The following is a 24774-nucleotide window of genomic DNA, read 5'->3' as shown; positions in this document are numbered from 1 at the left end:
GGAGGAATCCGGATGGCTTATCAGGTCAAAACATCGGTTCGTCCGCTGGTCGAGTACGTGTTCCGCAGCGGCAGTCTGGAATCCGGCACCCGCTTCGGCGGCAGTGCGCTGCAGGAAGGAACCCGTATTCACCGCGAAGTCCAGGAAAATTATGGAGAGAACGACCGCAAGGAAGTGTTTTTGAAAACGGAACTGACCTGCGCCGAAGGCGAACTGATCGTCCAGGTGGAAGGCCGCTGCGACGGTCTGCTGCAGAACAAGGACGGTTCGTATACGATCGACGAGATCAAATCGACGTCGGAAACGGCGGACCAGATCGAATCCGGACACGAGGTCCATTGGGCGCAGGCCAAATTCTATGCCTATATGCTGATGCTGGATCTGAAGCTGGACCGGGTCGGCGTGCGGCTGACCTATGTGCACAAACCGGGCGGCGAGCGCAGCGTACGGGAAGTTGTGCAGACGGCCGAAGAACTGACCGCATTCGTGCAGGAGGTGGCGGAACGTTACGCGCCGTATGCGCTGCTGCTCAAGAAGCGCGAAGAAAAGCGGAACGCCGCGGCCTCGGCACTCCCCTTCCCGTTCGGCCGCTACCGGGAAGGACAGCGTCTGTTCGCCGGAGCGGTATTCAAAACCGTACGCGAAGGGAAAAACCTGCTCGCGCGGGCACCGACCGGCACGGGCAAGACGATCTCGACCCTGTTTCCCGCAATCAAAGCGATCGGAGAGGGACTGGTCGGCCGCATCTATTACCTGACCGCCAAGACGACTACGCGGGCCGGGGCGGAGGAAGCGTTGGGCCTGCTGGAACGCAGCGGCGCCTATCTCAGTTCCATCACGATTACCGCCAAAGACAAAGTCTGTTTCAAGGAAGAAGAAGACTGCGCGGGCGGCCAGTGCCGGTTCGCAATCGGCTATTACGACCGGGTGAACGATGCCCTCATGGATCTGTTCGAACACGAAACGAGAATAACCCGCGAGGTCCTGGAACAGTACGCGCGCAAACATACGGTCTGTCCGTTCGAGTTCTCGCTTGATGCCGCCTACGCGGCGGACGTCGTGGTCTGCGATTACAATTACGTCTTCGATCCGCGTATCGCGTTCAAGCGGCTGTCCGACGAACAGCGCGGCAAATCGATGCTGCTCGTCGACGAAGCGCACAACCTGGTCGAACGCGGCCGCGAAATGTTCTCCGCCGAACTGCTGAAGTCGGCTTTTCTCGCGATCAAGCGGGGCTACAAAGAGGTGCATGAAGGCGTGCGCGGCGCGGCCGACCGCGTCAACGCGTATTTGATTCTGCTGCGCAAACAGGCCGGAGAAGCGGGACGTTTCGTCGGCAGCGAGGCGCCGGAGGTCATGTTCAAGCTGCTGGAGCCGTTTGTGGAACAGGCGGAGCACGCACTTGTGACCGTACATGGCAGCGAATCCGAAGAAGAACTGCTGGAAGCCTATTTCTCCGCGCAGGCTTTTCTGCGGGTCGGGCGGCTGTACGGCGATCAATACGTGACTTACGTGGAGACGGACGGCAGCGAAGTACGGATGAAGATGTTCTGTCTCGATCCGTCGCAGCAGCTGCTGCAGTCATCCAAAAACTACCGCTCCGCCGTCTATTTCTCGGCGACTCTAACCCCCCTCGGTTTTTACCGGGAGATGCTTGGCTCTGCCGAAGACGATTATACGCTGTCGATTCCGTCGCCGTTCAGTCCCGAGCAGCTCGACGTCACGGTGCTGCCGTTCTCTACGCGCTTTCGCGACCGCGAGCGGACACGGGATGCGCTGGCGGGGGCGCTGGCCGACACGGTGAACAAGCGCCCGGGCAACTACCTGTTCTTTTTCCCGTCGTACGCTTATTTGCAGGAGATCCGTCAGGCGTTCGAGACGCGGATCGACCCCGGAAAGATCGAGATTCTCGGACAGGATGCGGGCATGTCCGAACTTGCGCGCACGGGGTTCCTCGACGCGTTCTCGGCGGATCGGGAGAAGACGCTGGTCGGTTTCGCCGTCATGGGCGGCGTTTTCTCCGAAGGGATCGACCTGGCCGGCGACCGGCTGACAGGCGTGGCCGTGATCGGGGTAGGCCTGCCGCAGATCGGGCTGGAGCGCGATATCATTCGGGATTACTACAACGATCGGGGCCGCAACGGCTTCAACTACGCTTACGTCTACCCCGGCATGAACAAAGTCCAGCAGGCGGGAGGCCGTCTGATCCGAACCGAGGAAGACCGGGGCGTGCTGATTCTGGCGGACGACCGCTTTTTGCAGGAACCTTACCGCTCGCTGCTGCCGGAAGAATGGGGAACGAAATAACGCGGCCCGACGAAAAAAGAAACCTTCGCCAATCCGGTGAAGGTTTTTTTGGCGTACGAAAATTCGGGGTTGAACCTGACGTAACGTCATGTTTTATAGTAGGGGTAAGGAAGGGGAGAGGGTCATGCAGCCATTCGGGTTTGAACATTCGGAGGAAGATCGGCTTGTACAGGGAATCGACGCAGACAATCGAGTGCGCATCTTCCATATCGACAATACGAAGCTGGTACGCCGACTGTTGGTCCGCAGCGGGCAGAAGACACCGTTTCTTGCCGCGGCATTGGCGCAAAGTTTCTCGACGCTTTGCTTACTGACGGGCACTCTCAAAGATACACAGCGGCTCACGTTCAAAATGGTTTCGAAAGAACTTCGCAGCCGGATCTTTGTCGATGCGGATGCCGAAGGGAACGTGAGGGCGTATCTCTCGGAAGAATCTGCCGCGGTTTCCGAAGGGAGTATTCGCTGCATCCGGGCTTCGGGAACCCGCCAATTTACGGGCATTACGGATCTGCCCTATGACAGAATGGATCTGAATCTGGAACACTATTTCCGGCAGAGCGAGCAGATCGATACCTGCCTGCGTACCCGGACCGATATAAGGGACGGCGTCTGCGTATCGTCGGAAGCCCTATTCGTCCAACCTCTGCCGGGAGCGCCTGCAAGCTTGATGGCGCAGCTGCGCCGCAGTCTGCGCAGTGAAGAATCCTGGCATGATCACGAGTGGGTATCCGGCATGCGGCGATTGGGAGAACGTCCGGTTCGCCTGCATTGTTACTGTTCGCGCGAGATGCTTGCGGGAATGGCTGCGTGGACCGGCGGCCAGTCCGGCGATTCGCCGTCGGAAGCGATATGCCGCGTGTGCGGCAGACGTTACGAAGTTTGAACGGCCGCGGTATGCACCAAGCCGATTCGGAGGAGGAACAGCCTATGCAGAACTATTGGAAGACCGGAGAGCTGTCCGCATTGACCGGGTTGACGCTCAGAACGCTGCGCTATTATGACGGGATCGGGTTGTTTTCTCCGTCGGCGCATACGGCTTCGGGGCACCGATTGTACACGCCGGAAGACCTCTCCCGGCTTCAACGCATCTTGTCGCTCAAGTCGGCGGGGCTTGCGCTCGAAGATATTCGCCGGATCCTGGGCGGAGAACAGGATCGGACGGCGGAGGCGATCGGCATGCAGATTGCGCGGCTCAGAGAAGAGCTGAAATCCAAAAACCGTCTGCTTCGGGAGTTGGAAGAAGCGCTGCGGACCGTCCAATCCCGGCAGGCGATGAGCGTCGAAGAATTGACCGTGCTGCTGGGAGCGATGAAAGCGGGGCGGGATGAATATTTTACGAAAAGTCAGCTTCGGGGCATGCGCAGCTATTACAAAAGCAGCGATTCCGCTTCACTCGATTCGGCTGCGGAACGTTTTGCCCATATCGTGCGCATGCTGCGGGTCGAAATGGAGAAAGGGACTCCTGCGGATTCCGCAGCGGTGCGGCAGCTGGCAGCGCAGTGGCGCGAAATTGCGTTTGCTTTTGGCGGGGACGATCCCCATATGCGAGAAAATGCCGAACGTTTCCATTCCGAGAATCCGGAATTTTCGCTTCAATTCGGACTGGACGCCGATCTGTACGCCTACATCACCGAGGCCCTCGTATGAGGGTCTTTCGATCAAAGTTGACATTCGCCTTTTCCGGGCATACAATTAGTTGGCTAATAAATAGGCAGGCTAAATATTAGCCGACCTAAGTAGATTTTCTTTTTCAGAACGTATCCCTATTCCGATAACGGAAAACAGAAAGGAGCAGCGAAATGGAATCCCGTATAAGCCCCCTGGCCCGCGAACTGATGATTACGATCCGCAAGTTCCAGCACAGGGGCAAGAAAAAGCATTCCGGACCGATGGCCGGCCGCAAACAGAGCGAAGGTATGCTGCTGATGGTTCTGCGCAGCCGCGTCGATCATGGCGAGCCGGGCATCATGGTATCGGAAATCAGCCGTATTCTGGATGTGGCGTCGCCGACCGTAACGCAGCTGATCAAGGGTCTGGAAGCGGACGGCCTTGTGCTGCGCGGTTCCGATCCGTCGGACCGGCGGGCCGTGCGGATTTCGCTGACGGACGAAGGCGTGCGGGTTACCGATTCCTTTATCTGCGAGATGGAATCGATGGTCGGCGGATTGACGGATTATCTGGGAGAAAAAGATACCCGGCTTCTGGTTCAGCTGCTGAACCGGACTCACGATTATTTCGCCGAGCGCGAGAACGAAGAACCCGGGCAAGAGAAGGGCGCTTGTGCGTCCGACGATAAAGGAGAGAGACCGTTATGATGAAATTGTTTCGCATGCTGAAGCCTTACCGGGTCGGCGTCGTTCTGGTCCTGTTCATGGTTCTCGTGCAGGCCCTGTCGGAACTGTATCTGCCGACGCTGATGGCGGATATCGTCGACAAAGGCATTTCGAACGGCGATATTCCGTACATCTGGAAAATCGGCGGGTTGATGCTCGGAGTGGCGATGATCGGGATGGTCTGTTCGATCGCGGCGAGTTATCTGTCCGCCAAAGTCTCGCTGGGCTTCGGCCGCGATCTGCGCAGCCGGGTATTCTCGCACGCGCAGCGCTTTACGCTCAAAGAGTTCGACCAGTTCGGTACGGCGTCGCTGATCACGCGTACGACCAACGATATTACGCAGATTCAGCAGGTCCTGACCATGATGCTGCGCATGATGGCTATGGCTCCGATGATGATGATCGGCGGCATTATCATGGCCGTCTCCAAAGACGCCAAGCTTTCTCTCGTCCTGGTAGTCGTCATTCCGGTGCTGGCCCTGCTGATTCTGCTGATCGGCCGCAGCGCGCTGCCGCTGTTCAAAGCGATGCAGAAGAAGATCGACCGACTCAACCTCGTGCTGCGCGAGAATCTGACGGGTATCCGGGTCATCCGGGCGTTCGGCCGCGAGAACAGCGAGCGCGAACGCTTCGACGACGCAAGCGGCGATCTGAGAGATACCGCGATTCGCGTCAATAAGATCATGGCATTTATGATGCCGGCCATGATGCTGATCCTGAACTTTTCGACGATCGCGATCATCTGGTTCGGCAGTATTCGGATCGACGCGGGCCAGATGCAGCTCGGCAACCTGATGGCCTTCGTCCAGTACGCGATGCAGATCCTGTTCTCCCTGATCATGGTCTCGATCATCTTCGTCATGGTTCCGCGGGCTTCGGTATCGGCCGGACGGGTCAACGAAGTGCTGGAAGCAATTCCCGACATTACGGATCCCGCTTCCCCAACCGCTTCACGGCAAAAAGGCTGGCTTGAATTCCGCGATGTAACGTTCAGCTACGACGGAGCGGAAGAACCGGCGCTCTCAAATATTTCGTTCGAAGCCGGCCCCGGCGAAGTCACGGCGATCATCGGAGGAACCGGCTCCGGCAAATCGACGCTGGTCAGTCTGATTCCGCGTTTCTACGAAGCGTCGGAAGGTTCCGTGCGGGTAGACGGAGTCGATATCCGCGAGATGAAGCAGGACGAACTTCGCCTGAAGCTCGGGTATGTGCCGCAGAAGGCGCTGCTCTTTACGGGAACCGTAGCCGAGAATATCCGCTACGGCCACGCTTCGGCGAGCGATGAAGAAGTACGCCGGGCGGCACGGACGGCCCAGGCGGCGGAATTCATCGAAACGCTGGAAGAAGGTTACGATTCGCCGATTTCCCAGGGCGGATCGAACTTGTCGGGCGGACAGAAGCAGCGTCTTTCGATCGCCAGAGCCTTGGTACGCCGGCCGGAGATTTATATCTTCGACGACAGTTTCTCGGCACTCGATTTCAAGACGGATGCAAAGCTTCGGGCCGCGCTCAAGCAGGAGACGCAGGATTCGACCGTTCTGATGGTCGCGCAGCGGGTCAGCACCGTCATGGACGCGGACCGCATCATTGTGCTGGATCAGGGACGGATTGCCGGGATCGGCACGCATGCGGAATTGATGGAGAGCAGCGAAGTGTATCGGGAGATCGTCTCTTCGCAGCTGTCGGCGGAGGAGATTGCGGGATGATGAAACGCAGCTTTGCAGCCCCAGCGCCGGTCCTCCAATCGCTTCGGGAAGGGGAAGCCTATTATGAGTGAACAGAAAAAAACGCCGCACCGGGGACCCGGTGGAGGCCCGCCGGGAATGGGTCCCGGAGGCATGGGAATGCCTGTTGTCAAACCGAAAAATTTCAAGGGGACGCTCAAGCGTCTTGCACGTTATCTCTCCCCTTACAAGTTCCATTTGCTGGTCGTGCTGATCACGGCCATTCTCAGTACCGTATTCAATATTTTGGGACCGAAAGTGATGGCCAAAGCGGTTAACCGGCTGAGCGAAGGCGTGATCGCCAAAGCGCAGGGAATTCCCGGAGCCGCGGTCGACTTCACCTACATCTGGCAGATCATCATGATTCTTGCCGGCCTGTACGTGTTCAGCGCCCTGTTCGGCTATATCCAGCAGTACGTGATGGCCGGCGTCGCCCAGCGCACGTCCTATAGCCTGCGCAAAGAGGTCAAGGAAAAGCTGGACCGGCTGCCGCTCAAATACTACGACAAGCATCCTTACGGCGATGTACTGAGCCGGGTCACGAACGACATGGACAATATCAGCAATACGCTTCAGCAGAGCATGACGCAGATCATTACGTCGCTTGTGACCATCATCGGCGTCATTATTATGATGCTGACGATCAGTCCGATCATGACGCTGATTACGGTGCTGACCATTCCGCTCAGTCTGGTCGTGACCATTGTGATCGCCAAACGTTCGCAGAAATATTTTGCGAGCCAGCAGCGTTCGCTCGGCGACTTGAACGGACACGTCGAAGAGATGTACAACGGCCAGCGGGTCGTCAAGGCTTACGGACGCGAAGAAGCTTCTCTCAAAGAGTTCGACCGTCATAATGCGGAACTGTACGAATCGGGCTGGAAAGCCCAGTTTATCTCAGGCATGATTATGCCGCTGATGTCTTTCATCGGCAATATCGGTTATGTCTTGATCTGTGTGGTCGGCGGGATTTTCGTGACCAACGGGCGTATCAACATCGGGGATATTCTGGCGTTTATCCAGTATGCCCGGCAGTTTACGCAGCCGATTGCGCAGACCGCGAACATCGCGAACATCATCCAATCGGCGATCGCTTCGGCGGAGCGGGTATTCGAGGTGTTGGACGAGGAAGAACAAACGCCGGACCGCAAGCTGGAACGCCACTTGACCGGCAAAGGCGAAGTGAAGTTCGAGCATGTGCGTTTCGGTTACACGGAAGAGAAGATGCTGATCAACGACATGAATATCCAGGCCGCTCCGGGACAGACCGTCGCCATCGTCGGACCGACCGGTGCAGGCAAAACGACGCTGATCAACCTCTTGATGCGCTTCTATGAATTGAACGGCGGAGCGATCAAGATCGACGGCGTGGATACTTCCGAAATGGACCGCAAACAGCTGAGAGGCCTGTTCGGTATGGTGCTTCAGGATACCTGGTTGTTCGGCGGCACGATTCGCGAGAATATCGCGTATGGACGCGAAGGCGCCACGGAAGACGAAATTGTGCGCGCGGCGGAAGCGGCGAGAGCCGATCACTTTATCCGTACGCTGCCGGAAGGCTACGACACGGTGCTGAATGAAGAAGCCTCGAACATTTCGCAGGGACAGAAGCAGCTGCTCACGATTGCGCGCGCCGTACTGGCCGATCCCCGCATCCTGATCCTGGACGAGGCGACCAGCAGTGTCGATACCCGGACGGAGATCTTTATCCAGCAGGCCATGGGCGAGCTGATGAAGGGCCGGACAAGCTTCGTGATTGCGCACCGCCTCTCTACGATTAAGGGAGCCGATTTGATTCTTGTCATGAATCAGGGCGAAGTGATCGAGCAGGGCACGCACGAAGAACTGTTGGCCGCAGGCGGATTTTATGCGGATCTTTACAACAGCCAATTCTCGGAAGAAGCCGTATAATTCGGCGTCGGACCTCTCGGATTCGAAGCTTTTGGGCCCGCAAACATGTAAATCCGACCGTTCGATATTCCGAACCAGCAGGAACCGGCAGCCGCTGCCGGTTCTTTTTTTGCTTTCGGCTGCGGAATTTGCATTTTTTTGACCATAAATCCATCGATTTAATGAATTCCGCATATTTATTCGATATAATGAAGGAAGGTTTTACTTGCCTGAAGCAAGAGCCTTACATACCGTCCGCACAACTATCATAACGCAAAGTGGGTACCGATTTATGATCTCTGTCCTTGTCTCAGGTTTAACGGAGAATTGGAACGGCGTGCTTGTCGTTCTGTCGCTGTCGGTCGCGCTGCTCTCCGCTTATTTGGCTTTTGGCCTGGCCACGGGAAAACGCCGGACGGGAAAAGGCAAGAAGCGGCTTGTTACCGCCGCCGCTGCCATCGTTCTCGGAATGGGAACCTGGTGGGTCCATGTTATGAGTCTGCTGTCTTACCATCATCGCATTGCGCCGTATTACGAGCCTAAGCTTGCCGTCTCGGCGGTAGCGGTTTCCAGTTTGTCCGCATACATAATGCTTCTGCTGTTCGGCAGACAGAAGCCTCTGACCAGCCGTCTTGCGGGCGGCGTGTTCGGCTTAGGCGTGACCGTCATGTCCGCTATGGGCTTGTTCGCGCTGAGACCCGCCCTTGTGGTCGCCATCGATCCGGTCGCCGGTTTTTTCTCGGTGGCGATTATGTTTATTGCTTGCTACTTTGCTTTGTACGTGCTCGGCAACTTTCGCCATTCGGCTTCGTCCGCGTTGTCGAAGCCGGTGGCCGCTCTGATTCTCGGTTCGGGCATATTCGCCATGCAGTATGCGCTTCTGGGCGCGCTGCGGATCGACGGTCTGCATTCTCCCGCGGCCATACTTGGCTATACCGAATTGCCTTCCTCCTATGTGGTGGCCGGCGTATCGGTGTTGGTCTCGCTTATTTTGTGCATCACCTGGATCTTTATGGTGTTCGAACGCCGTACGCTCAAGCAGATCGCATTCCTCGATCCGCTGACCGGTCTGCGCAATCGTTATGCGCTTCCGGAAGAATCGGAACGACGCCTGGTAGAGAACCGGCTGGGTTCGATGGTCTTGATCAATCTGGACCGTTTCAAGGTGATCAACGATACGCTGGGCCGAGATCTCGGCGATATGCTGCTGGCGCATGCCGCGCGGCGTATCGATACCCGGATCCACGAGAGCGAATCGCTGTTTCGGATGGACGGGGATGAGTTTCTGCTGGTCGGAACCGAAAAAGATCCGGCGCGGCTGCTTCAGCGGGTAAACGCCCTGCTCGAAGAAATCAGTCGGCCATACATGATCGAAGGCAACGAGCTGTATGTGACGGCCAGTGCCGGCCTCAGTTTGTTTCCGATTCACGGAAAAGACCGTCCGGCCCTGCTGAAAGCGGCGGATGCGGCTCTGTACCAGGCCAAAACCTCCGGCAAAGACAAAACCGTTTTCTTCAACGCCGGAATCGGCGGACAGCTCAGCCGCAAGATGGAGCTGGAGAAAGATCTCCGGTTGGCGCTCGAACACCGGCAGTTCTTTATCGTGTACCAGCCCAAGTGGGATGCCCGTCTGGGCAGCGAAGCCGGCTTCGAAGCCCTGCTTCGCTGGCAGCATCCGGAAAAAGGAGTCGTTTCGCCGGGCGAATTCATTCCGATCGCCGAAGAAACGGGTCTGATCGTGCCCATGACCCGTTGGATGCTGGGCGAAGTGTGCCGGCAGAACAAAGCCTGGCATGACGCGAAGAGTTTTCAAGTCTGCGTTTCGATCAATATGTCTTACCGGGTATTCGAGAGTATGACCCTGTTCGATATGGTCGACGAAGCGCTGCGCTCAAGCGGGCTGCCGGGTCCTATGCTCGAGCTGGAAATTACCGAGTCGATCGCCATGAAAAACATGGAGATCACGCTCTCGCAGCTTCAACAAGTGCGCAATCTGGGAGTCAAAGTCTCCATGGACGATTTCGGAACCGGCCATTCTTCGCTGGGCAGACTGGACGAGATCCCGGTAGATACGCTCAAGATCGACCAGTCTTTCGTCAAGAGCAGCGATCTGGTCTCCAAGCAGGCCTTGATCGTCGGCATTATCGGAATCGCGCGTCTGCTTGACCTGGAAGTGGTGGCGGAAGGCGTGGAGACGAGAGAGCAGGCCGATTTCCTGTTGTCCCGCGGCTGCATCTTGATGCAGGGTTACTACTACGGGCGTCCGATGCTTCCGCAGGAAGTCGAGGCCGGCGCCTGGAAGATCACGGCGGCTCCGCAGCAGGCCTATACAGCCGATTAAAGATCCCGGCAGAGCCCTCACCGGGGTTTTCCCGGTGTGTGCGATCTTTCGATTCGTCTTCTGGGTAATAACTAGGGAAGAAGGCCGGACAGCGTCCGACCCGCGATCAAGCGAACGGGAGATGAGCCTATGCGTTGGGAAAAAGCGATGCTGGTATACAATAGCAAAGCCGGCAAGGAAAAAGCGGGACAGCTGGGAGATGCGGTGGAAGCACTGGCCGGGGAAATCGGCGAACTTACGCTGGTGCAGACGCAAAATCCGGGCGACGGAGAGAAGATTTGCCGCGAGCGCGGCGGCCAGTTCGATCTGCTGCTGCTGCTGGGCGGAGACGGTACGGTACACGAATGCATCAACGGTGCGGCCGCCGCGGAACCCGCGCCGGAAATCGCGATTCTGCCCGGAGGCACCTGCAACGACTTTGCGCGTACGCTGCGGCTGCCTCTGCAGATCGGCCGAGCTGCGGAAGAAGTGCTGGCCGGCCGGCTTCTGGATACCGATGTCGGAACGGTCAATGGCCGGATTTTTACGAATTTTGTCGGTATCGGACTGATTACGGATACTTCGGAAAATATCGACTCCGATCAAAAAGAACGGATGGGCAAGCTGAGTTATTTCCTCAGTACGCTGCGTACGCTGCGCCAGGCCGAGCCTTTCCGCTTCCGCCTTACGCACGACGAAGGCACCGTGGACAGCGAAGCCGTAATGATTCTGGCCGCCAACGGCCGGTCGCTGGGCACGGCGAAGCTGCCGTTTGCCGGAGAAGGCATACATGATGGGCAGCTGGACGTGCTGATCGTGAGGGAGGCGGGTTTGTCGCTGGCCTGGCAGGTAATTAACGGAGGGGATCTGACGGATTATCGGGAAAGCGGAGGCGTGATCGAGTATATCCGGACTTCGGCGCTGCGGATCGAGACCGACGAGCCCAAGCGGATCGACAGCGACGGCGAAATCTATCTCGAGACGCCGGCCGATATCGCGGTTCTGCCGTCCAAGCTCCGGTTCTTTTACGGACCCGAAGCCGCCGCCGGCAGTTTGATCGGCGGTACTCCCGCGGCCGAACCGGAATCATCCGGCCCCCGGCCGTAAACTCCGGTTCGGCCGGTAGACGGTACGGAGCAGAGCGTTCAAGAAGCGGGAATCGCCGAATCACGTGCGATTCCCGCTTCTTAAGCGAATATGCCAAGTTCACGGGGGAACCAGGCGGCATTTCAGCCTTTGGCGCAGAAAAATATTAAATGTTGACCAAAAATGACTCATGAGTCATAATGTTGTTCAATGACTGTACGCTTAAGAAAAGTCGCATTTCTGCGGAAAAACGATGACCTATTACGGATCTACCACGAGGCAGAGTCGATATGCCCTGAAGGAGGCAGACATGGAAAACGCAAAAGGAAAAGGACTAGCGGGCGCTTTGGCCGGCAGGGTCGGCAGATGGGTCGTTCTGGCCGTCTGGATTGCCGCGGCGGTGCTGCTCAATCTGGTCTGGCCGGGAATCGGCGAACGCGAAAATAACGGGGCGGCGGATCTGGGCAGCGATTATCCGTCCGTTCAGGCCGCCCAAATCGCGGAACGGGAATTCCCCGGCGGCGGCGGTCAGGCGGCACTGCTGGTCTGGAATCGCAGCGGGGGGTTAAGCGAAGCGGATCTGGGCAGTCTGGCGAAGCTGACGGAATCGCTGGAAACCGATCCGCTGCCGGATCAGACGGGTGTGCTGCCGCTGCACAAGCTGCCGGAGCCGGCCCGTGAGGGCCTGCTGTCGGAAGACGGAGGCACGATCGTCCTGCCGGTGACGTTCGGCGAAGAGGCCGATACCGAAGCGCTCAAGGAAAACGCGGAGCAGCTTGAAGAAAGGGCGGAGTCGGTATTGGGAGGCAATCCGTTTGCGGTGAAGACCGGGACGGAGGAGCTGTCGGCCCGGGTTACCGGGCCTGTCGGTATCGCGATCGATGCCGGCGCGCTGTTCCAGAACGCCGACGTCTCGCTGCTGATCGGCACCGTGGTTCTGGTTCTGGTCATCCTGCTGCTGATCTACCGTTCGCCGATTCTGGCCTTGATTCCGATCGTGGCTGTCGGCTTCGCTTATCTCGTCATCAGTCCGGTTCTGGGAACCATGGCCGACCGGGGCTGGATCGTGGCGGATTCGCAGGGCATTTCGATCATGACGGTGCTGCTGTTCGGGGCGGGAACGGATTACTGTCTGTTCCTGATTACGCGCTTCCGGCAGTGCCTGACGGAGACGACCGATAAACGGAGCGCTCTCAAAGCGGCATTGATGGAGTCGTCCGGCGCGATTGCCATGAGCGGGCTGACCGTTGTACTCTCGCTGTTCACGCTGCTGCTGGCGCAGTATGGAGCGTACCACCGGTTCGCGGTTCCGTTCGGCGTTGCGATTCTGATCATGGGGATTGCGAGCCTGACGCTTGTACCCGCCATGCTGGCGATCATCGGCAGGGCTTCGTTCTTCCCGTTCGTGCCCCGCACGCCGGAGATGGAAGAAGAGCGCGCACGCCGCAGGAACAAGCCTACAGGCCATCGCAAAAAGAAAGAGAGCCGAATCGGCCGGGTGGTCACGACACGCCCTTGGACGGTCGTCGTCGCATCGCTGATCGTGCTCGGAGGACTGGCGGCCGCGTCGTCGCAGGTTCGCTTCACCTATGATCTGCTGTCTTCGTTCCCGTCGGATATGCCTTCGGTTGAAGGGTTCAACGCGATTGCGGACGGATTCTCGCCCGGCGAGCTGGCTCCGGTACAAGTCATGGTCGACTCCGAAGGCAAGGATACCGGACTTGCCGGCAAACTTGCCGATCTCGGCTTTGTCGATGCGGTGGCGGAAGCGGAAAAAGGAGCGGAGAATGCGGATATCCAGCTGTACAGCGTGAAGTTGAATGTGAATCCGTACGCCAACGAAGCGATGGACGATGTCGCGCAGCTGCGTTCCGTTACCGAATCGGCACTGACGGAAGCGGGGATCGATTCGGCGGCGGACAAAGTCTGGATCGGCGGTCAAACGGCGACCCAGGCCGATACCCGCGCGGCAACGGAACGGGACACCGACATCGTGATCCCGGTCGTGATCGGTCTGATTGCGATCCTGCTGCTCGCGTATCTGCGTTCGGTCGTTGCGACGGTCTATCTGATCGCCACCGTCGTTCTGTCATACTTTTCCGCGCTGGGCCTGGGTTGGCTCATTCTGCATTACGCGATGGGACAAGACGCGATCCAGGGAGCGATTCCGCTGTACGCGTTCGTATTCCTCGTGGCGCTCGGCGAAGACTATAACATATTCATGATCTCGAGCATCTGGAAAAAAAGCCGTACGCTGCCGTTAAGACAAGCGATCCGCGAAGGCGTCGGCGAGACCGGCACCGTCATCACTTCGGCCGGCGTTATTCTGGCGGGTACGTTCGCGGTGCTGGCGACGCTGCCGATTCAGGTTCTGGTACAGTTCGGCGTCGTGGCTGCGCTTGGCGTTCTGCTCGACACGTTTATTGTCCGTCCTTTCCTCGTACCCGCGATTACGATGCTGCTCGGCCGCGCCGCGTTCTGGCCGGGCCGGGCTTCGCAGAAGGCGAAGGAAACGACGCGGGAAGCCCCTTCTTCCGGCGTCTGATCTTCTGCTGCCGGCCGGGATTCCACTCGCTGTATCGGCTGTCCGTCTTTACTCGATTAGCCTTACGCGTCATAATGTACAGTGCTGCGGCGAGCAGGCAAGTGCAAGGATGAACGGACGCCATTATGAAGATTAGAGGAGTGGAAGTTTTGAAAACACCGGTATATTTCAATCATGACGGCGGAGTAGACGATCTGGTCTCGCTGTTTCTGCTGCTGCAAATGGACGACGTGGATGTAACGGGCGTGTCGGTGATTCCCGCCGACGGTTACCTGGAACCCGCAACCGATGCCAGCCGCAAGATCATCGACCGTTTCGGCAGAGGCAGATCCATCGAAGTGGCCAAATCCAACTCGCGCGGCAAAAATCCGTTTCCGGCGGAGTGGCGCATGCATTCGTTCTACGTGGACGCTCTGCCGATTCTCAATGAATCCGGCAAAATGGACGCGCCGCTGTCGCCTCTTCCGGCACATCGCCATCTGATCGAGACGCTCAAGCGTACCGAAGGGCAGACGACCCTCCTGTTCACAGGGCCGCTGACGGATCTGGCTCGCGCTCTGGACGAAGCGCCGGAGATCGAAGGGAAGATTGCGCGTCTGTTCTGGATGGGAGGCACATTCCAGGCGGGCAACGTGCAGGAACCGGAACACGACGGCACGGCCGAATGGAATGTATTCTGGGATCCGGAATCGGCCGACCGCGTATTCCGCAGCGGAATCGAGATCGATCTGGTCGCGCTGGAGAGCACGAACAAAGTTCCGCTGACGCCGGCGGTCCGCAGCCGTTGGGCTTCGGAGCGCCGCTTCGAAGGGGTCGATTTCCTCGGCCAGTGCTACGCCTTTTGTCCGGCGCTTGTGTATATGGAGACGAACTCCACCTATTATCTGTGGGATGTGCTGACCACCGCTTCGCTGGGCAAGCCGGAGCTGGTCGAGCGCCGGACCGTGAACGCGATCGTTATCCCCGACGGACCAAGCCAGGGCTGCACGGTCGAGACGGCCGACGGCCGTCCCGTGCAGCTCGTGTACGATGTCGACGGAGCCGGCTTCTTCGACTACATCACGGAGCTGGCGAAAGAGTCCGCACCCGAGCGTAGATAGTACGCTCAGGGTTTCGCGCTTTGCTGCGCAAACCGATACCCGAGCGTAGATAGTACGCTCAGGGTTTTGCGCTTTGCTGCGCAAACCGATACCCGAGCGTAGATAGTACGCTCAGGGTTTCGCGCTTTGCTGCGCAAATCGATACCCGAGCGTAGATAGTACGCTCAGGGTTTTGCGCTTTGCTGCGCAAACCGATACCCGAGCGTAGATAGTACGCTNNNNAGTACGCTCAGGGTTTCGCGCTTTGCTGCGCAGGCCGCTCAAAACCCCGTCCGCCGCTTCGGCAGTGGACGGGGTTTTTGGGTTTCTTCTGCGCGCGGCACGAGGCGAAATATTTTTGAATACCCCTCGCTTTTTTCGGGCGGCAGTGTTATAATTTAAACAAGGATTTAGAACAAGTCTAAATTTAAAATAAAGGAGCGAATATAAAATGGAAACTGTAAAAACAAACGCGAATATGGATACCGCCGCCGAGCTGCACCGCGCGCTGAACAAACAGGTTGCCGACTGGTCGGTGCTGTACACCAAGCTGCACAATTATCACTGGTACGTCAAAGGCACCCACTTCTTCACCCTGCACGCCAAGTTCGAGGAATTGTATGATGCCGCGACACTGCGTATGGACGAAGTGGCCGAGCGCCTGCTCACGATCGGCGGAGCTCCTGCGGCTACGCTGCGCGAGTATCTGGAACTGACAAGCGTATCCGAAGCCCGGGGCGGCGAGACGGCGGAAGAAATGGTCGATACGCTCGTTCGCGATTTCCGCGCCGAAGCGGCGGAACTCCAGGAAGCGATCGAAATGGCCGGAGCGATTGAAGACAAGGTGACGGAAGATATGCTGATCGGCATGAAGAGTGCCATCGAGAAAGACGCCTGGATGCTGGAAGCCTACATGGGCCGCTAAGCGCGTCGACACCTGCAAGTGCAGTGGAAGCATGCAGGTAACGGAAGTTTCCCCCAGAAAAACCGGATTCGGTACGCCTGTACAACAGGGCGGCCGGCCCGGTTTTTTGATGCATGCGGGACTTTCTGAAGGATCGGCAGAGCCGAGTTTTGTTTTTTGACACCAAATCTTCGTGAAAGGAGTCTTTGCTTTCTACCCTACTGCCGTATGATACAAATAGATGTGATTCAGATCATTTACAAAGACGGGGTGAGCTTGGATGAATGCACGTACGGCTCTGCTTGCAGAAGCGGAACTTTTTATACGGAAGTGTTATGCGGAGCTGGAACGTACCGGGGAAGAGGCGGATCGGCGGATCGGGGAGATTGCCGAGGAGATCGAAGAGAGCGGGACGTATGTGCATACGTACGAAGAGCTGCGGCACGGGGCAAGAATGGCTTGGCGCAGCAGCAACCGCTGCATCGGCCGTCTGCCTTGGGACAGTCTGCATGTGATCGACCGGCGCGAGCTCTCGTCCGAGGAAGAGATTGCCCAGGCGCTGATCGAGCATCTCGACTATGCGACGAACCGGGGAAAGATCCGGCCGACGATCACGGTCTTCAAGCCGGATCGCGGCGAACGGCCCGGTGTTCGGCTCTGGAACGAGCAGTTGATCCGCTACGCGGGCTATCGGTCCGGCAAGGGCGCCCACGTAGGCGATCCGGCTTCGCTGGAATTCACGCGGGTCTGCGAACGGCTCGGCTGGAGCGGCGCGCGAACCGACTTCGACGTGCTGCCGCTGGTCGTCCAGCTGGATGGCGGCGCACCCAAATGGTTCGAGCTGCCGCAGGAAAAAGTGCTGGAGGTCGAGATCCGGCATCCGGACATCCCGGGTTTTGAGCAGTTGGGACTCAAATGGTATGCGGTACCGGCCGTCTCGGGCATGAGGCTGGAAATCGGAGGACTCTCTTACGGCGGCGCGCCGTTTAACGGCTGGTATATGGGGACGGAGATCGGAGCGAGAAACTTCGCGGACGAAGGACGTTATAACAAGCTGCCCGCCGTCGCCGATCTGATGGGCCTCGATCGCAGCCGCCGCAGTACGCTCTGGCAGGATCGGGCTCTGGTCGAGCTGAACGTCGCGGTGCTGGAGTCTTACCGGGCCGCCGGAGTCAGTATGATCGACCACCATACGGCAGCCGCGCAGTTCGAGACGTTCGAGAAGCGGGAACGGGAAGCGGGGCGTGCGGTGACGGGCAATTGGACCTGGCTGATTCCGCCGATGTCGCCCGCGACCACGCATGTTTTTCATAAACGGTACGACAATACGGTCGAGAAGCCGAATTTCTTCTACGGGAAAAAGCCTTACAACCTACCTTCGGAAAGCCGTACCGAAGCATCGGGACAATCGGAGAGTATGCCGGCCAGCGTTTGTCCGATCACCGGGGCGGGTTCCGCATCACGTACAAAAGCTCCTGCGCCGCCCCCGGATGCGACGATCGTTTCGCTTCAGCCGGAAAGGCCCGGCAGCCGTTGTCCCTTTCACTAAATAAATGCGTGGCTCGATCGAATATTTTCAAAAGTGAAAAAACCTTTGCCCGCGCGGGGCAAAGGTTTTTTTGGAGTCGATTCCTCGGCAGGTTCGGACCTGTCAAAGCCCGAGCGGAGTCTACTGCGGGTTCGTCGTCCAGATGCTGGCCGATTTCACGAATACGCGTGCCGGCAGTTTGAGGGTGGCGACAGCCAGATCGGCTACGTCTTCCGGCTGCATCATCCGGTCTTCGTCGCCCACAGGCAGATTGTTCTGAATGGACAGCTCCGTGTTGACGGTGCTCGGATTCAGTGTGACGACGCGGATATTCGACTTGCGGACTTCCTGCATGACGGCTTCGCCCATGGCGATCAGGCCCGCTTTGGATGCGCAGTAGGCGGAGCCGGTCGCAAATCCGCGTTCGCCCGCCGTGGAAGCGACATTCAGGATGCTGCCGCTGTTCTGCTCGATCATGAACGGAAGGGCGGCGCGCGTCGTGTAATAAGCACCCATCAAGTTGACGCGGATGATGCGCTCCCACTCGTCCGGATCCATCTCGACCAGTTTGCCGAACGAACCGATGCCGGCGTTGTTGATCAGGATATCGATGGCGCCGAGCTTTTCGTGCAGGGCCTGCACCGCGTTTTCGATCTCTGTGCGGATCGAGACGTCGGCCGCATGGACGAATACATTTACGCCGTATTTGTCCGACAATTCGGTGCGCAGCGTCTCCAGATCGGAAGCGGTACGTGCAATCAGACCCAGATGTACGCCTTCAGCGGCGAGCGCTTCGGCGATAGAGCGGCCAATGCCTTTGCCGGCCCCGGTAATGACGGCCGTTTGGTTCTTGAGTTCAATCATGGTCACGGTTAACTGCCTCCTCGATAGAAAAAGTCCCACCTTAAAAGTGTAACGGACCGGCCTCCATTTTCCAAGCGAACATCGTGTAAAGATCGTTGCAGAATAAAAAATAGAAACCTTTTATGTGACTGTTCTTAGTAAGTTGTTTCAAAAAGTTAGGAAGCGGGTAAAATTATTATTTGTTTCCATTTTTCAGCTAATAGCGGTATACTATTCTCCGGCTTCCCTTTATAAAAAGCGGCAGCATGCCGATATGAATGGTAAAAAAGGAACGGGAGAAACCGTATGAACAGAATCCTTATCGAAGATACCGTGACCGACGTCTTGACCCGTTCGAACAGCGAGATCGAAGTGGTGCTGGAACATCTGTTTCCCGGCAAACGATTGATCGGCGGCAAGTATAATCTCGACGACAATCGAATCACCCTTTATCTTGGCGTGCTCGAAGAACAATGCAGGCTTTTGTTCGGTTCGCTTGAACCGTTCGAGGACTATGTGCGCGTTGTATTGGCCCACGAACTCGGCCATGCCCACGATCCCGAACTCGAATATCTGTCCGACCGCCTTGTACGGATTCGCGGCAAGCTCTCGCGCACCCGCGTCTCGCTGCGCCTGGAGCAAAATGCCTGGCGTTATGCGGACGACCTTCTGCGCCGGGAGAATCCGGCCGTATTTGACACGATCATGGGGTACTCGCTGAGCGGCTATTACGATCTGCTGCCCGAATATGCCGATTACTCGGAATCCGCAACGACGGCATAAGCGGAACGTACGCAGAGTAGACAAAACTTCCGGTTTGCTTTCCCGCGGGGGAAAGCGAACCGGAAGTTTTTTTGCGTGCGTGTAACTTTTGCAGGATTCGAACGTGGTTAGAGTGTTCCGAAAGGGGGGAGAACGATCTGATCGCTCGATGAGCTGTACCGCCGTTACATGCAAGACGTCTATCGCTATCTGCTGTTTCTCAGCAGGGACCATCATACGGCGGAAGACTTGACGCAGGAGACCTTTACCCGGGCTTACCTGCATATCGAAAGTCTCGGCGACGGTGAAAAAGTCAAGCGCTGGCTGTTCCGGGTAGCGCATAACGCGTTTATCGACCGAACCCGCCGCGCCCGAAAAACGCAGGTACGCGAAGCGGAGTTTTTCGAACGGCTGCGTGATGCGGAGACGCCGGAATCCCTCCTGCTCGGCAAAGAAGCGGGCGAAGAAGCGCTCGGACTGCTAAGCGAACTGCCGAATGCGCAAAGACAAGCTTTTCTGCTGTATCATCACTACGAATTTTCTTATGCTGACGCGGCGGAGATCATGGGCATCGGGCTGCCCCTATACAAGTCCACCCTATTTCGCGCCCGGCAAAAATTGAGAGCTTATACCGAAGGGAGAATGCGGCGTGACTGAATCGTTCAAACGCAAATTGCAGGCCTATCAGAACGGAACGCTGCCCGGCGAAGAGCGGGCGGAGCTGGAAGCGGAGCTTGAGAAGCTGGAAGCCTATCAGGCGTATCTGGACGAGCTGATGGAAGACGGCAGCGAGCCGGACCGCCGGGCGGATCGCGCAGAGGAAGACGGGAACGGAGGCCGGGAAACGGAAGATGGGCCAAAACGCGGCTTTGACGAAAACGAGCGGCTGCGGCGGAAAAAGGAACGGCGGATCATTCGGCGCGCCAAATGGAAATCCAGAGGCATCACGGCGCTTGTAACGCTGATCGTGCTCGGCCTCGTCTTCGGAGGTTCGGGGCTGTTCACGCATTATTACTATACACAGAGAGAAGTCGGACCTAAGGCCCAGGCGCTGCGCGAAGTGAACGAACAGGCGCTCGGCCTGATCGTGGAAACGACGATGCCAAACCGCCACCTGATGCCAAACGGCGGAGATCCGGGTCTCTTGTTCGACCTGACAATCTCCGGTGTGGTGCAGCATGTATGGGGAAACAAAGGGGTATCGGAAAAGGAAATCAGTCAGAATTATCGGTTCGGCCGAATCCGGGATACGCGCATCACAAGCTTGAACGGCGCGTCCGATCTGTATTCGACCCAGTTTGCAGCAGCGGATGAAGGGCGGTTATGGCTGCCCGGCGGCAGCGACCGCAAGCAGGAAGAAGCCCGGAACGCCGACGTTTGGCAGACCTTGTCCGACCTGCCGAAGCTGACGGTGTCGGAACTGTACGTTTCTCTGGATCGCGAATACGGCCAAAGAGAGCTGGACAAGAAGTTTTTGGGGCTTCGGGTTGCGCCTCGCTGGTTCGCCGCACGCAGCGGACAGGAATGGGCCGGAATGGGCACTTATACGGTCATGGACGCGCAGGGGAACGTTAAGCCGGCGCAGCCGGAAGATTACCTGAATCTCTACGTGCAAAATCCGGTCGGCGCGCGTGGAGGCATGGGGGATAACTATATTCCGGTTCGAAACGAGACGAACAGGGAATATCTCAAGCACGGAGCCCTTTCCTGGAAAAGCGGGCTGGTCGAAGCGCTGAAACGCATCGCCCAAAGCCCGGAAGTCGCGGCATCGGTCAGTCCGATCGATTTTGCTTCAGCTGCGGCGGAAGTCGAGGCGAACGGATCGAAAGTCTACGGCGTCGTCGTGACGGGCCGAAGCGAAGAATTGGCGAAGCTGCAAAGCGAGCCGTGGATGAAAGGGGCGATCGTGCGTATGGGCGACAGCGCACTGGATACGATTCAACTCGATCCGTACGTGTCGTACCGCTAATGCGGCAAAGGAAGAGAAGAGAGTCGGGAGGGTACACGGAACAGACAAATAAGGCCCCGGGAAAGCCGGCCGACGCTCCTTGATCGGAGGGTCGGGCCGCTTCGGGGCCTTTTTGGCGTTCATTTATCCTTGCCGGGCTGATCGCTCTCGGCGTGGCCGAGAACGATAAAGGCCGTGACGATGCCGGTCACCGGCATATCGCGGCTGCCGTGCAGCAGCTTGTCGACGGTCGGCTCCGGCATGGAATCCGCCGGCGCGAGAAGCGCATCGATCACCGTCTGCACGGTAGGTTTTCTGGTGGTCATCCGCGATCCCTTCCCGGAGATTCAAGACCGGACTGGCGTCAAGCCGTTCTCTCCGGCGATCAGCCCGAACCGGTGCGGCGTCCGGCCGGGACAATTTGATCTCCGCCGAGGCGCCGGCTTCCAGGCGGACTTTGCGGAATGCTTTGAGCTGGGCACTCGGCGTGTGTTCCCGTTCGGCTTTGACATACGCCTGGATCACTTCGGAGACTTCGCGGTCTCCGCGGTTGGCGAGGCGAAGCTTCACCTGGACGTTCCGGCCTGCGGAATCCGTATCAAGCGAAGCCGATTCGATATCGATGCCGCCGCAGGTCAGGCCGAAACCGAACGGATACAGCGCTTCGTTTTGCATATAGCGGTAGGTTCGCCCTTCCATCTCTGGGATCTGATCCAGCAGTCGAACGTGCATTATGCGCGCTACCGGAGACTGCATCTGCTTCAAAAAGAAAAGCTGAAAGAAACCATCGGCGAACATCGCCTGATCTTCGATATGTTGGAGAACCGGGATACGGGACAGATCGACGAGATCGTCCGGCATCATCCGCGCGAAGATATCCGTGCGGCCGACCTGCGCGGGAATTTTGCCGAGTATCTGAATCTGCCGCGTCTGGGCGAGAGCGAAGCCCCGGGCATCCGCCCGGTGCGGAGGAGAGCGGCGGGCAGGGCTGAACCGGTAAACGGAGCGGGCTTATACACAAAAAGGGACAACGCCGGAAATGACCGGAGTTGTCCCTTTTTGTATAGACCGTGCCGGACTGCTGCAAAGTCGTCGTCATACGGGCCGGGCAGGCTCGCATGACGACGCCCGACCTGCCGCGCCCGGGTCCGTATGTTACGGACGGGTCGAGCCCGAAACTTTTTTGTCGTATTCGGCGAAGGTGTCTTTGAGGATATCGAAACTTTTCTTCGGCCGTTCGTGATAGCTCGGAAGGTCCCAGGCATCCCACACATAGGCGCGGGAAGCCGGCGCTGCGGACATTTTGGATCCCGCCTGCGACAGAACCGCCGATACGGCTAACCCGTCCGTGTCGATCGCGGTCACGGATTCCGTTTGGTACGGATATTTCCAGACCTGAAGCCGGCTTGGATCCGTAAATCCGAGCAGCATCCAGGGGATCCGCAGTTCCAGCGTATCGCCGTCCAGATACCAATCCGACAGATTGTTGAACTTGTCGCTGCCCGGATCATTGGTCCCCCAGTGCAGCCGGCCGACATCGTACGCTTCAAACGGCGCGTTGACTTTGGTCTGGGGCAGATAGAGTTCGCGGTTGAGCGCCAGTTTCCACGGGAGGAAAATGCCCGCTTCGTCATCCGCATACATGGCTTTGTAAGGGACCGACTTCAGCTTGTAGCCGTACAGCCAAGTGAACGGGTCGTAACCGCTGTTCACGTACAAGCGGCCGCCTTTTCCGGCTTTGAACCGGGCAAGGAATTCCTGTCCGCCGTCGAAGGTGATGCCGGGCGCAAGTTTCGCGCTTGTGCTGCCGCCTGGCGTCGTATCGAACCCGAGCGTCAATTCGTCCTTGTCGAAGTCCCAGTTTCCTTTTTCTTTTTGCAGCAGCACGTACAGGTCCGAAGAGTCGCTGGTGATCGCCATTTTTAGACCGTTTCCGGCATCTTCGGCAGTCAGTCCGCGGCTCTTCCAATCGTCCGTTTTGCCGTCGATGACCATTCGGTCTTCGGCCTTCTCTTCCGGTTCGATCGCAACCACTCCGAAATGCTCCTCGTTGGTAAGGCGGTTGCGCCACATGGCCCGGCGTTCGCCGGGAACTTCCAGTTCGATCGTGTTCCAGGTGAACTTGAACCATTCGTCCTGCCATTCGAACAGCAGGGCTCCGTCGTAATCTTCGTTGTAGATCTGCTTCATCATGCCCGCGTTCAGTTCGCCCTGCTGCTGTTCCTGGTGCATGCCCTGGCTGCGGCCGAGCAGGCCGTAATGGGCAATCCCCCGGGAGCTTGGCATCCCGAACTCGGCAATAATCAGCGGAATGCCTTTGTGATGGGCTCTCAATTCGTTGAGATAACCGGCATACGGATCTTTTTTGCCTTCGGAGTTGACGTAATCGAGATATTTCTGGTCGCGCCGCAGCGAGTCCGGATAATACGGATACACGTGGTAAGCCGCGAAATAACCGGCGGTCCAGGCTTGGGTCGGCTCCAGATTCATCGGGTCCACCGGAACGAGATCTTCCTGTTCCAGAGGTTCGTTCGGATGGTCGAGCGGATCGGTCGTTACCCAGTTGGTAAAGGAAACGGGATGCTGCCAGCCGTATTTCATCTCTTCTTTGGCCAGCGTATCGAGCATCCGGGCCAGCCAGCTCTCGAACGGCGAAGCTTCGGCTTTGGCCCGGAAGTATTGACCGACATACGGCTTCATGCCTTTATTGGCTTCGTTGGTCGTCTGCACGGCGTACGGATACCATTCCGTGCCGACGATCCAGCCGAGCAGGTAAGGCGAGACATCCGCCGCATAGGTGCCGGCGGCATGTCCGGGACTCTCTTTCAGATCGGCTTTGCCGTGCACCACGGCCGCGGCATCGCGGATTTCCTGCTCAAAGCTGTCCGTGATTTCTGCGGAGAACGCGTTCCGGCCGTTCGCGTCTTCGCCGATCAGTTCTTCTTCCGGCGACCAGATCCCCTGCATCAGCATCAGAGGTTCTTCCTGCGAGGCGTTGAACTCCGCCAGCGCCTGGTAGAAATCGGGCGGCAGGATCGTGTAGATCCGCACCGCTTTGATATTCATTTCCTGCATCTGCGGGAACCAGCGCATATAGTCTTCTTTGGTCGGCGAGAGCTGTCCCGGATAATGTCCGGGTGTCGTGGCGCCGAAGTTGATTCCGGGCCAGAAAGACTTTTTCCAGTCCGTTCCGTCGTATATCGCAAGCTGGCCGTCGACGACGGAAGCCGTCCGTTTGATCCCGCCTTCTTCAAAAATCGGCAGAGTGACCGGTGGAATCGAAGCGACGGGCGAAGTTTCGGTTCCGGGTTCGTCCGAAGCTGTCTGTGTATCTTCGGCCGGACCTGCAAGCTGCCAGACCAGTACGCCGGCCAGCAGAAGGACGATTAGAGAGAGGAAGCTGAGAAACACGTACGGAATCTGTCGGGGCCTGCGGAAATTTTTGCGAGAACTCATGGTTCACCTCGGTGTGCGCAAATTTCGTTATTGGAACGATTTTACTGTT

19 protein-coding genes and 1 pseudogene are annotated in these 24774 nt (G+C 57.9%); 16 read left to right on the top strand and 4 right to left on the bottom strand.

The genetic code is table 11. The features are described 5' to 3' along the window. Positions 1-12 precede the first annotated feature (12 nt). The 12 genes from HOP44_RS18625 (at position 13) to HOP44_RS18570 (ending at position 17737) form a co-directional block, all read left to right on the top strand. Positions 13-2307 (top strand): helicase C-terminal domain-containing protein, encoded by a 2295-nt coding sequence (locus HOP44_RS18625; protein WP_172256152.1) that lies wholly within the window; start codon positions 13-15, stop codon positions 2305-2307. A 124-nt stretch (positions 2308-2431) separates the two neighbouring features. Continuing rightward, on the top strand, positions 2432-3190 hold the full coding sequence (locus HOP44_RS18620; RefSeq protein WP_172256150.1) for an Hsp33 family molecular chaperone HslO: 759 nt from the start codon (positions 2432-2434) through the stop codon (positions 3188-3190). A gap of 44 nt (positions 3191-3234) precedes the next feature. Next, positions 3235-3954 (top strand): MerR family transcriptional regulator, encoded by a 720-nt coding sequence (locus tag HOP44_RS18615; RefSeq protein ID WP_172256148.1) that lies wholly within the window; start codon positions 3235-3237, stop codon positions 3952-3954. Between the two features lie 152 nt (positions 3955-4106). Beyond that, entirely contained in the window at positions 4107-4622 is a 516-nt protein-coding gene (locus HOP44_RS18610) for a MarR family winged helix-turn-helix transcriptional regulator (RefSeq protein WP_246369923.1), read from the top strand. Then, entirely contained in the window at positions 4619-6346 is a 1728-nt protein-coding gene (locus tag HOP44_RS18605; protein ID WP_172256146.1) for an ABC transporter ATP-binding protein, read from the top strand. The genes HOP44_RS18610 and HOP44_RS18605 overlap by 4 nt, the downstream gene beginning before the upstream one ends. Positions 6347-6409: 63 nt before the next feature. Then, the gene (locus tag HOP44_RS18600) at positions 6410-8275 is read left to right on the top strand and encodes an ABC transporter ATP-binding protein (protein ID WP_172256144.1); all 1866 of its coding nucleotides are present in this window, start codon (positions 6410-6412) and stop codon (positions 8273-8275) included. A gap of 316 nt (positions 8276-8591) precedes the next feature. Continuing rightward, a complete protein-coding gene (locus HOP44_RS18595; RefSeq protein ID WP_172256142.1) occupies positions 8592-10595 on the top strand; it encodes an EAL domain-containing protein in 2004 nt (667 codons plus the stop codon). Positions 10596-10724: 129 nt separating this feature from the next. Further along, positions 10725-11681 (top strand): diacylglycerol/lipid kinase family protein, encoded by a 957-nt coding sequence (locus tag HOP44_RS18590; protein ID WP_172256140.1) that lies wholly within the window; start codon positions 10725-10727, stop codon positions 11679-11681. Positions 11682-11970: 289 nt separating this feature from the next. Next, positions 11971-14205: an MMPL family transporter gene (locus HOP44_RS18585; RefSeq protein WP_172256138.1), complete on the top strand. Its 2235-nt coding sequence runs from the start codon at positions 11971-11973 to the stop codon at positions 14203-14205. Positions 14206-14330: 125 nt separating this feature from the next. Next, on the top strand, positions 14331-15305 hold the full coding sequence (locus HOP44_RS18580; RefSeq protein WP_172256136.1) for a nucleoside hydrolase: 975 nt from the start codon (positions 14331-14333) through the stop codon (positions 15303-15305). Positions 15306-15735: 430 nt separating this feature from the next. After that, the gene (locus tag HOP44_RS18575) at positions 15736-16209 is read left to right on the top strand and encodes a Dps family protein (RefSeq protein ID WP_172256134.1); all 474 of its coding nucleotides are present in this window, start codon (positions 15736-15738) and stop codon (positions 16207-16209) included. A 259-nt stretch (positions 16210-16468) separates the two neighbouring features. After that, the gene (locus HOP44_RS18570; protein ID WP_172256132.1) at positions 16469-17737 is read left to right on the top strand and encodes a nitric oxide synthase oxygenase; all 1269 of its coding nucleotides are present in this window, start codon (positions 16469-16471) and stop codon (positions 17735-17737) included. A gap of 120 nt (positions 17738-17857) precedes the next feature. Here the strand turns inward: HOP44_RS18570 and HOP44_RS18565 are convergent, their stop codons facing one another. Continuing rightward, positions 17858-18577: a 3-ketoacyl-ACP reductase gene (locus HOP44_RS18565; RefSeq protein WP_172256304.1), complete on the bottom strand. Its 720-nt coding sequence runs from the start codon at positions 18575-18577 to the stop codon at positions 17858-17860. Between the two features lie 288 nt (positions 18578-18865). Here HOP44_RS18565 and HOP44_RS18560 point away from each other — a divergent pair, with 288 nt between their 5' ends. From HOP44_RS18560 to HOP44_RS23190, 3 genes are all read left to right on the top strand, one after another. Beyond that, entirely contained in the window at positions 18866-19342 is a 477-nt protein-coding gene (locus HOP44_RS18560) for a hypothetical protein (protein ID WP_172256130.1), read from the top strand. Between the two features lie 153 nt (positions 19343-19495). Continuing rightward, positions 19496-19978, top strand: a complete 483-nt coding sequence (locus tag HOP44_RS18555; protein ID WP_281367817.1) for a sigma-70 family RNA polymerase sigma factor — start codon at positions 19496-19498, stop codon at positions 19976-19978. Beyond that, a complete protein-coding gene (locus HOP44_RS23190; protein ID WP_172256126.1) occupies positions 19971-21290 on the top strand; it encodes an anti sigma factor C-terminal domain-containing protein in 1320 nt (439 codons plus the stop codon). Before HOP44_RS18555 ends, HOP44_RS23190 begins: the two co-directional genes overlap by 8 nt. A 119-nt stretch (positions 21291-21409) precedes the next feature. Here HOP44_RS23190 and HOP44_RS22900 read toward each other — a convergent pair whose 3' ends face one another. Together HOP44_RS22900 and HOP44_RS23305 are read right to left on the bottom strand one after the other, a co-directional pair. Beyond that, on the bottom strand, positions 21410-21595 hold the full coding sequence (locus tag HOP44_RS22900) for a hypothetical protein (RefSeq protein ID WP_246369922.1): 186 nt from the start codon (positions 21593-21595) through the stop codon (positions 21410-21412). Between the two features lie 142 nt (positions 21596-21737). Beyond that, positions 21738-21944: pseudogene (locus HOP44_RS23305) on the bottom strand (hypothetical protein); the annotation flags it as partial. Here HOP44_RS23305 and HOP44_RS23300 point away from each other — a divergent pair. Next, on the top strand, positions 21939-22391 hold the full coding sequence (locus HOP44_RS23300) for an FCD domain-containing protein (protein WP_172256122.1): 453 nt from the start codon (positions 21939-21941) through the stop codon (positions 22389-22391). The pseudogene HOP44_RS23305 and the gene HOP44_RS23300 overlap by 6 nt on opposite strands. Positions 22392-22424: 33 nt before the next feature. Here the strand turns inward: HOP44_RS23300 and HOP44_RS18535 are convergent, their stop codons facing one another. Beyond that, positions 22425-24725, bottom strand: coding sequence for a hypothetical protein (locus tag HOP44_RS18535; RefSeq protein WP_172256120.1), 2301 nt, complete (start codon positions 24723-24725; stop codon positions 22425-22427). Positions 24726-24774 lie beyond the last annotated feature (49 nt).

This window comes from Saccharibacillus deserti (assembly GCF_013618475.1).
Taxonomy (GTDB): domain Bacteria; phylum Bacillota; class Bacilli; order Paenibacillales; family Paenibacillaceae; genus Saccharibacillus; species Saccharibacillus deserti.
Note: the sequence above shows the minus strand (reverse complement) of the source record. Positions and strands in the feature narration are given on the sequence as shown.

What these genes read in the sequence shown, in the direction of transcription:
- HOP44_RS18625 (WP_172256152.1), top strand. Translation starts at nt 13, where the DNA reads ATGGCTTATCAGGTCAAAACATCGGTTCGTCCGCTGGTCGAGTACGTG.
- HOP44_RS18620 (WP_172256150.1), top strand. Translation starts at nt 2,432, where the DNA reads ATGCAGCCATTCGGGTTTGAACATTCGGAGGAAGATCGGCTTGTACAG.
- HOP44_RS18615 (WP_172256148.1), top strand. Translation starts at nt 3,235, where the DNA reads ATGCAGAACTATTGGAAGACCGGAGAGCTGTCCGCATTGACCGGGTTG.
- HOP44_RS18610 (WP_246369923.1), top strand. Translation starts at nt 4,107, where the DNA reads ATGGAATCCCGTATAAGCCCCCTGGCCCGCGAACTGATGATTACGATC.
- HOP44_RS18605 (WP_172256146.1), top strand. Translation starts at nt 4,619, where the DNA reads ATGATGAAATTGTTTCGCATGCTGAAGCCTTACCGGGTCGGCGTCGTT.
- HOP44_RS18600 (WP_172256144.1), top strand. Translation starts at nt 6,410, where the DNA reads ATGAGTGAACAGAAAAAAACGCCGCACCGGGGACCCGGTGGAGGCCCG.
- HOP44_RS18590 (WP_172256140.1), top strand. Translation starts at nt 10,725, where the DNA reads ATGCGTTGGGAAAAAGCGATGCTGGTATACAATAGCAAAGCCGGCAAG.
- HOP44_RS18585 (WP_172256138.1), top strand. Translation starts at nt 11,971, where the DNA reads ATGGAAAACGCAAAAGGAAAAGGACTAGCGGGCGCTTTGGCCGGCAGG.
- HOP44_RS18580 (WP_172256136.1), top strand. Translation starts at nt 14,331, where the DNA reads ATGAAGATTAGAGGAGTGGAAGTTTTGAAAACACCGGTATATTTCAAT.
- HOP44_RS18575 (WP_172256134.1), top strand. Translation starts at nt 15,736, where the DNA reads ATGGAAACTGTAAAAACAAACGCGAATATGGATACCGCCGCCGAGCTG.
- HOP44_RS18570 (WP_172256132.1), top strand. Translation starts at nt 16,469, where the DNA reads ATGAATGCACGTACGGCTCTGCTTGCAGAAGCGGAACTTTTTATACGG.
- HOP44_RS18560 (WP_172256130.1), top strand. Translation starts at nt 18,866, where the DNA reads ATGAACAGAATCCTTATCGAAGATACCGTGACCGACGTCTTGACCCGT.
- HOP44_RS22900 (WP_246369922.1), bottom strand. Translation starts at nt 21,595, where the DNA reads ATGACCACCAGAAAACCTACCGTGCAGACGGTGATCGATGCGCTTCTC.
- HOP44_RS18535 (WP_172256120.1), bottom strand. Translation starts at nt 24,725, where the DNA reads ATGAGTTCTCGCAAAAATTTCCGCAGGCCCCGACAGATTCCGTACGTG.